Origin of the sequence: Arcanobacterium sp. S3PF19 (assembly GCF_000758825.1) — a bacterium.
Lineage (GTDB): Bacteria > Actinomycetota > Actinomycetes > Actinomycetales > Actinomycetaceae > Arcanobacterium_A.
Window position 1 is genome coordinate 1 of record NZ_JRMX01000012.1, and the last position, 7,532, is coordinate 7,532.

The 7,532-nt window shown below is 53.9% G+C and carries 8 protein-coding genes and 1 pseudogene; 4 read left to right on the forward strand and 5 right to left on the reverse strand.

Annotated features, from left to right (window positions below; all coding sequences use genetic code 11):
• Positions 1–22: 22 nt before the first annotated feature.
• Positions 23–1,254, reverse strand: a protein-coding gene (locus tag HMPREF1631_RS02555; protein WP_156956195.1) for an IS3 family transposase whose coding sequence is annotated in 2 segments (ribosomal slippage) — positions 23–966 and positions 966–1,254 — 1,233 coding nt in all. Because the reading frame shifts where the segments join, the coding sequence is not laid out codon by codon here.
• A gap of 39 nt (positions 1,255–1,293) precedes the next feature.
• Between HMPREF1631_RS02555 and HMPREF1631_RS02565 the strand changes: the two are divergent.
• The 3 genes and pseudogenes from HMPREF1631_RS02565 to HMPREF1631_RS02575 all read left to right on the forward strand — a co-directional run.
• Positions 1,294–2,041, forward strand: a pseudogene (locus HMPREF1631_RS02565) (DNA methyltransferase); the annotation flags it as partial.
• A 179-nt stretch (positions 2,042–2,220) separates the two neighbouring features.
• The gene (locus HMPREF1631_RS07085) at positions 2,221–2,373 is read left to right on the forward strand and encodes a hypothetical protein (RefSeq protein ID WP_156956196.1); all 153 of its coding nucleotides are present in this window, start codon (positions 2,221–2,223) and stop codon (positions 2,371–2,373) included.
• A gap of 198 nt (positions 2,374–2,571) precedes the next feature.
• On the forward strand, positions 2,572–3,570 hold the full coding sequence (locus tag HMPREF1631_RS02575; protein ID WP_034232127.1) for a DNA cytosine methyltransferase: 999 nt from the start codon (positions 2,572–2,574) through the stop codon (positions 3,568–3,570).
• Positions 3,571–3,578: 8 nt separating this feature from the next.
• On the opposite strand, the gene smpB is transcribed toward HMPREF1631_RS02575, so the two are convergent.
• Genes smpB through ftsE form a run of 4 tightly spaced genes read right to left on the reverse strand, consistent with a single transcriptional unit; the run spans position 3,579 to position 7,066 of the window.
• Positions 3,579–4,115, reverse strand: a complete 537-nt coding sequence (smpB, locus tag HMPREF1631_RS02580; RefSeq protein ID WP_034232130.1) for an SsrA-binding protein SmpB — start codon at positions 4,113–4,115, stop codon at positions 3,579–3,581.
• 38 nt (positions 4,116–4,153) lie between these two features.
• Positions 4,154–5,458: a M23 family metallopeptidase gene (locus tag HMPREF1631_RS02585; protein WP_052046984.1), complete on the reverse strand. Its 1,305-nt coding sequence runs from the start codon at positions 5,456–5,458 to the stop codon at positions 4,154–4,156.
• Between the two features lie 10 nt (positions 5,459–5,468).
• Positions 5,469–6,377: a permease-like cell division protein FtsX gene (gene ftsX / locus HMPREF1631_RS02590; RefSeq protein ID WP_034232133.1), complete on the reverse strand. Its 909-nt coding sequence runs from the start codon at positions 6,375–6,377 to the stop codon at positions 5,469–5,471.
• Complete coding sequence (gene ftsE / locus HMPREF1631_RS02595; RefSeq protein ID WP_034232136.1) at positions 6,377–7,066, reverse strand: cell division ATP-binding protein FtsE; 690 nt, start codon at positions 7,064–7,066, stop codon at positions 6,377–6,379. The genes ftsX and ftsE overlap by 1 nt, the downstream gene beginning before the upstream one ends.
• Before the next feature lie 180 nt (positions 7,067–7,246).
• On the opposite strand from ftsE, the gene HMPREF1631_RS02600 reads away from it, so the two are divergent.
• A partial coding sequence (locus HMPREF1631_RS02600; RefSeq protein WP_034232139.1) for a PAS domain-containing protein occupies positions 7,247–7,532 on the forward strand: 286 nt, incomplete at its 3' end.

Genomic DNA, 7,532 nt, shown 5'->3' on the forward strand with positions numbered 1-7,532 from the left:
TGAACTGTCCTGGGTTTTGTTCCTAGGCGTTTGCCTTGTTTTCTATTATTACTTGGTGTTTGTGTGTATCCCAATATTCGGTCTCTATTTCTCTGGGTGTGCGGTAGCCTAGTGCTTGGTGGAGGCGGTGTTCGTTCCACCATGAAACCCACTGAAATGTCGCGATTTCGACCTCTATTACGTCGTTCCACTGGCGGGTGTGGATGAGCTCATTTTTATACGAGCCGTTAACGTTTTCTGCTAGCGCGTTATCGTAAGAATCACCAATGGTCCCGGTTGAGGGTCTAATCCCAGCATTGGTGAGCGTGTCGTTATAGACGATGCTTACGTATTGGGATCCATGATCTGAATGATGTACCAGACCCGCAGTTACCTTAGCTGACACGATCGCCTGATTGAGTGCCTGCAACGGTAGGGATTTCGTACGCATCGAATCCGATAGCGCCCACCCAACAATCTTGCGGGAAAACACGTCAGTTACGAACGCTGCATACACAAATCCCTTGACTGTGCGAACATAGGTAATATCTGCTACCCACAAACGATTCGGAGCTGGCGCTCTAAAGTCACGCTTTACCAAATCAGGACGGGTATCTTCCCTACTTGATTTCCGGGTAGTTATCGGGCATTTGCCCTTCATCTTCCCTCTCACACCTGCTAGACGCATCAGGCGAGCTGTTTGCTCACGTCCAATACTGATACCCTCACGGCGAAGAGCATGCCACATCTTGCGTATCCCATAAACGCTGTAATTATCACGGTGCACCTGTTTGATTCGCTCAATAACAACCACATCACGCAAAGCGCGAGCACTTACCCCACGAGATTTGGATTGCCGATAACCACGAGAGGTAATGAAACCACCCTCACGATGAGTATTCAACGTCGCGCAAATGAACTCAACCGAAAAACGATCCCTGTACCGGTCAATGAAAGCGATCATTTCCGACGTTGCGGGTCGAGTTCTGACGCGAAAAAAGCCGACGCTGCTTTGAGTAACTCGTTCGTATCACGCAGCTGCTGATTCTCACGCCGCAACCTAGCATTCTCAACAATCACGTCCTCCTCTAAACGGTGAACACGACCCTCCCGACGAGAACGCTGCACCCACTGGCGAGCAGTATGCAAGGAAACACCAAGCCTCGGCGCAACCACCTGACACGCTTTCTGCAAGGACAAATTCTCCGCAAGAACCCGATCCTCAACAAGACGAACCACACGATCCTTCGCATCCTGATCAAATTTCTTAGGCATAATCCAGATTTTCCCCATCTACTCAAACGGAACAAAACCGTGGACTGCGTGGTCGTCGAGCTAGACGAAACCCGCGAAAAAGCGCTCAACGTTGCTCTAAACAAGATCAGTGGCCAGTGGGATGATTCCAAACTCGCCCTGCTCATAGCCGACCCGGATGCTTCCGATTTCGACATTGAACTCACCGGTTTCGACGAATTCGACATACAACAGTTGATAGGTTCTCTTGACGACGAGAGTATCGAGGACGATAACTTCGACCTGAACGCCGCCCTAGAGGCAGCAGCTTTCGTCCGGGCCAGGCGATATCTGGAGGATTGGTAGGCATCGCCTGATGTGTGCGGACGCCACTAACCCAAGCGACGTCGAAACCCTGATGGACGGCAAACAGGCTAATCCGGTGGTCACAGACCCGCCTTACAACGTGGACTTCAAATCATCCAGCAGCCTGAAAATCGCAGGCGACAAACAAGACGCAGACACCTTCTACCGGTTCCTGCCGGCTGCATTCACCAACATGGCGGCATCCCCGGCTAAGGGAGGGTCAGCCTATGTTTTCCACGCCGACACCGAAGGATTGAACTTCCGTCGTGCTTTTCAAGATGCTGGTTTCTACCTGTCGGGCTGTTGCATTTGGGTTAAAGACTCCCTGGTACTTGACCTCTCCCCATATCAGTGGCAGCACGAACCGGTACTGTATGGGTGGAAAAAAGACGGCTCTCACGCGTGGTATGCGGACCGCAAACAAACCACGGTGTGGAATTTTGCCAAGCCGAGGAACCACGCGGCTTTATGCCAATAAAGGAAAAATCGGGTATATACTTTTTCCGTATCCGAAAAACAATACCGAGGATTGGGGATATCATGGCTTTGGTCTGTCCCGGCTGCAAAAGCGAAAACGTGTGCGTGACTTTTCTTGAGAAAGGTCAAAAAACAGGACGCAGAGGAAAAGGCTTCGGAGGGCACATGAACAACACGGCCCGCGGTCTGACTGCTCTGGGCACTTTGGGGATCTCCAATTTGTTTTGGAAGAAATCCCAGGGCGTGAATTACACGAAAACGAAACACGCGAAAGTGGCGCTGTGCCAGTCGTGCGGCTACGATTGGGAAATTTTCTGACGGCATTTGCGGGCGCGTTTCGCTCCGGCGCGGAATTACCGCATGCAAAAACGCGGTGCCCGCTATCGGGCAGGAAAAAGCGAAACGGCTCCCCTTTCCTTCCCTCGCCTGTTTTCCGAAAGACACTGCCGTGTGAAACGCAGCGGGAAAAGTCGCCGAAAATAGTGTAAAAAGAGATTTAATTATAAATTTGTTTATATGAGTACAAGATTTGCCGATCTGTTTGCGGGAATCGGGGGGATCCGTCTCGGTTTCGAGCAGGCATTTGATGACGCGCGCACAGTGTTTGTTTCCGAATGGGACAGGTACGCCAATAAAACATACGAAGCAAATTTCGGCAAATCCCCTGCCATAGAAGGCGACATAACAAAAATCGCCGTAAGCGACATACCGGATTTCGACATCTGCCTGGCGGGATTCCCATGCCAGGCGTTTTCCATTGCCGGAAAGCACGGAGGTTTCTCAGACAGCTACAGAGGACAGTCAAGAGGAACGCTGTTTGCGCAGGTCGTGCGCGTATGTGAGGCAATCAGACCAAAAGCTGTGTTCTGCGAAAACGTCAAGGGACTGGTCCACCACGACCGCGGCAGGACTTTCAGTGTTATAACCGGCGCTTTTGAGGAGATAGGCTACAAGACCTTTTACAGCGTTCTCAATTCCAAAGATTTCGGCGTTCCCCAAAACAGAGAGCGGATTTATCTCGTCTGTTTCAGAAAAGATATCGCGCCCGGCGAATTTACATTCCCCGAACGCGCCGGAACGGAGAAAACGATAAGAGACATTCTGCAGGAAGCTCCGATTCCGGCAAAGTACTATCTGTCGGACACCTATCTGGAATCCCTTCGGGCGCACAAAGCCCGGCACGCGGCAAAAGGAAACGGATTCGGTTACGTAATACGGGATTTGGACGGTATCGCCGGCACCTGCGTCTGCGGCGGAATGGGCAGAGAAAGGAATCTTGTAACCGACCGCCGCGAGCACAGCATGATACCGACAACGCATATCAGAGGGAATGTGAATAAAGACGATGTGCGCAAAATGACGCCAAGGGAATGGGCACGTCTTCAGGGATACCCTGATACGTTCAGACTCCCGCTGTCCGATACGCATCTGTACAAACAGCTTGGAAATACGGTCACCGTCCCCGTGATCAGGGCAGTTGCGGAGAGAATCAAAAACGTGTTGGACGATGCGTAAGGATTGGGCTATCTCTGCTTTTTCCGCGCCTGCGACATTGCCCGGGCAGCCTCCCGTTCGTCCTGCCGGCGTTTAAGCGTCTCGCGTTTATCCCACTCATGTTTGCCCCGGGCAAGGGCAATTTCCACTTTTGCCCTGCCGCGCACAAAATAAAGCTCCAAGGGCACAACCGTTGTTCCCTTGTCGCGCGCTTTCGTCGACAAGGCCGCAATTTCCCCACTGTGCAGCAGTAACTTACGTTTCTGCGTCGGCGTATGGTTTGTCCACGATCCCAAAGCGTAAATCGGGATATTCGCCCCCACAAGCCAGGCTTCGCCGCGGCGGTCAAATTCAATCCATGCCTCGTTCAGCGATGCCCGGCCCATTCGCAGAGCTTTCACCTCGGTTCCCGAAAGAACCAGACCCGCCTCATAACGGCGATCCAGGTGATAATCATGGGCTGCCTTCTTATTGCGGGCGATCACCTTTTTCGCATCGGCTTCGGCTTTTGCTTTCTGTGCAGGAGTCAGCTTTGGCGCACCTGCCTTATTTCCCTTTTTCGCCATTACTTGCCCCGTTCACATCGCACAAATTTTTCCGCCGTCTATCCGATATAGCTCATCGGATTTTGCACCACACCGTTCCTGTGCACCTCAAAGTGTACGTGGCAGCCCGTCACGCGCCCGGTGGCACCGGTCAGACCGATCACCTGGCCCTGCTGTACATGCTGCCCCACGCTTACGCGGTATGCGGAGAGATGAAGATAAACGGTCACCCACGACGAGCCGTTGATCATCCCGTGGTTAATGATAATCGCATTTCCGCCTGTGCCGTACCAGCTTGTGCGGACCACGGTTCCCGCCGCGGCCGCTCTTTGCACCTGACCGCAGGCAGAACGCAGATCCACTCCGGCATGCAGACGGCGTTCGCCGGTAACGGGATGAATTCTGTATCCCATCGGGGAATTTACATGCAGGGGCGGCGGAATCGGGGATTTCAGGAACGAGCCGGCGCCCGTATCGGCCACCGCCGCTTCCCCTCCCCCGCCGGTGTTTCGGCCGGCGGCGGCGCGCCTGTTGCTCGCGTCTATTGCGGCAATTTCGGCGGCAATGCTCTGCTGTTCCGCCTGAGCCCGGGCAATGGAGGCACTGAACTCCGCTTTCCTTGCCTGCAGCGATTTTGCGTCTGAGTCATATTTGTTTTCCAGGGACTGCAGATCCGCGCGCCTGCTTTCGGCCTCCGTTTTGGCACGATGCTTTTTCGTCACGATTTCGTCGGCATCGGCTTTCAGCCGGGCCACTGTCTGCCGTACCGCATCCTGGCGTGCCTCTTTGTTTTTTGCACTCGCGTTTTCCTGGGCATGCGCCGTCAAAGCATTCGTTTGCGTGCGGGTAATGGCCGAGCTGATCCTGTACGCGTTCATAAATTCGGCTGCCGTGCCCGAACCGAGAACCAGCTCCACCGCGGAAGGCGCGGTATCGCCGCGGTATGCCGCACGGGCAAATTCACCCAGCGATTTTACGGATTTGCGCACCTGCGCCCCCGATTTCTCTTTTTCCGCGGAAATCTGCGACAGTTCTTTTTCCGCTGCCGTCAGCAGAGCCGCATTTTCTTCCGCTTCGCGCTCGGCGGCGGAAAGTTCGCCCTGCGCGTCGGCGAGCGCCTTTTCCGCTTCGGGAATTTTTGCACGCGTCTGCTCCAAATCCAAAAATGCTTTCTGCAGATCTACGTCTACGCCTTCCAGCTCCGAACGCAGCTTTTGAATCCGCTGCTGTTCCTGCTGCTGTCTTTGCACCAGATCGTTCCTGTTCGCCGCAAAAGCCGCGGTATGCGAATAAGCCGCCGCGGCCGATGCCGCAAAAATTGCCGCACCGGTGAGAAGAGCACTTATTTTTCTTACTGTCCGCATATTTCCTCCGCTACACACGTGTATATCTGCGCAGGGCAAAGAACGAGGCCAAAGAGGCGATAATCACCGATGCCGCCAGCAAAATCGGAGCAACGAAAAGCACGTCGTGCACTCCCACCAGTTTCACCCATGAGCCCCTGAACCAATCGGTAATAAAGAATTTAACCACCACAAGCAGAGTCCCGGAAGCACAGACAGACCCCGCAAGCGAGGCAAGTATGCCCTCCAAAATAAACGGCAGCTGAATTACCGCGTTTGATGCCCCCACGTAACGCATGATCTCCGTTTCGTTGCGCTTAAACATCGCCGAAAGATGGATAGTGGAGGGAATCAGCAGCAGGGCGGTCAAAATCATCACGACCGCCAGAATTCCGGAGGCAAGCGTGAAACGGTTCAGTATTTTAAACAGCGGCTCAAGCTGTTTGCGCTGGTCCATCACGGATTCCACGCCGGGTCTCCCACTGAGGGCATCCGCTACCACCTGGTATTCTTCCGGATTTTTCAGCTTTACCCGGTAGGAAGACTGCATCTGTTCTTCGGTCAGCGCGTCTGCCCATGTGGTATCGGACATCTGTTTGCGAAAGGCTTTCAGCGCATCGGCTTTCGACTCAAAATAAACCTCATCCACATAACGCTTCAGTTCGGCCGAATGCAGATAGTCGCCGATATCCTTAATCTGCTTTTTGGTTGCCTCACCCGCGGCACACTGCGAACGCGCCGAATCTTTCGGGCACATGAAAGCCGATACTTCCACTTTGTCGTACCACTCGTCTTTCAGGTTGCCGATCTGCGTCTGCAGCAGTATCGCCGACCCCACAAAAAGCAGCGACACGAAAGTCACCATTACCACCGAGGCAGTCATCGCCAGATTTGCACGGAGCCCCTTGAAGGTCTGCCCACAAATGAACCGAAGTTTCATTAAAATCTGCCCCCGTACTTTCCCTGTTTCTGATCGCGCACGACTCTGCCGTCCACAATTTCGATCACACGCTGGCGGTACTGATTCACGATTGCCGCGTCATGCGTTGCCATCACTACCGTAGTGCCCTGCCGGTTGATCCAGTCCAGCAGACGCATAATTCCCAGTGCCGTATCCAAATCCAGGTTTCCCGTAGGCTCGTCGGCAAGCAGCAGGTCCGGACGGTTTACCATTGCCCGCGCAATTGCCACGCGCTGCTTTTCCCCGCCGGAAAGCTCATACATTTTGCGTTTTTCTTTTCCGTTCAGTCCCACCATTTTCAGCACCTGCGGAATTTCTTTGCGGATCGCGTGCCGGGATCTGCCGAGCACCTGCATCGCCAGGGCAACGTTGTCGAACACGTTTTTATCGGGCAAAAGACGAAAATCCTGAAAGACGGTTCCGATCTGCCGCCGCAAAAGGTGCACTCTGCGCGGCGAAATCCCGGATACGTCTTTTCCCAGCACAAACACACGCCCCGCAGTCGGCCGTATTTCTGCCGTAATCAGAGAAAGCAGCGTGGATTTTCCCGAGCCGGACGCACCCACAAGAAACACGAACTCGCCGCGGTCAATGTTGATATCCACATTTCGCAGCGCCGGGTTTGCACCTCTCTCGTACTGTTTGGAAACGTTTTCAAAAGTAATCATATTTCACTCACGCGATAGCAGACTCATGTATAAACCGTGTTTAACGCTACCGGATACGGGCCCGCGTTTCGCAAAGGCGCGCCGGGCAGGCACCGATCGGCGAAAGGCAGTTTCTTTCGCACAGGGAAAATGGGATACAATCGGTACATATTTGACCAATGCAGGAAGCGGGTGCCGTCAATGGAAAAAAAATCTCCCAACCGTCTTAAGCGCACTTCCGACGACGAACGCGAGGCGCGCATTATTCTGCGCACACTTTCTTCCATCATTGAACCTCTGCACGCAACTCTGCCGGGCCCCAACGAAGTACTGCTGCACGACCTGAGTCTGCTGCCCAACTCGATCGTGAAAATATCCGGCAGCATCACCGGGCGGACCGCGGGCGGCGTTGCCACCAATACCCTGCTTCGCGACGCGGCAAACAACACGTTGGAAACCAAATTCAACTATCTGACCAAAGCCGCCG

What these genes read in the sequence shown, in the direction of transcription:
- ftsX (WP_034232133.1), bottom strand. Translation starts at nt 6,377, where the DNA reads ATGAAACTTCGGTTCATTTGTGGGCAGACCTTCAAGGGGCTCCGTGCA.
- smpB (WP_034232130.1), bottom strand. Translation starts at nt 4,115, where the DNA reads ATGGCGAAAAAGGGAAATAAGGCAGGTGCGCCAAAGCTGACTCCTGCA.
- HMPREF1631_RS02575 (WP_034232127.1), top strand. Translation starts at nt 2,572, where the DNA reads ATGAGTACAAGATTTGCCGATCTGTTTGCGGGAATCGGGGGGATCCGT.
- ftsE (WP_034232136.1), bottom strand. Translation starts at nt 7,066, where the DNA reads ATGATTACTTTTGAAAACGTTTCCAAACAGTACGAGAGAGGTGCAAAC.
- HMPREF1631_RS02585 (WP_052046984.1), bottom strand. Translation starts at nt 5,458, where the DNA reads ATGCGGACAGTAAGAAAAATAAGTGCTCTTCTCACCGGTGCGGCAATT.
- HMPREF1631_RS07085 (WP_156956196.1), top strand. Translation starts at nt 2,221, where the DNA reads ATGAACAACACGGCCCGCGGTCTGACTGCTCTGGGCACTTTGGGGATC.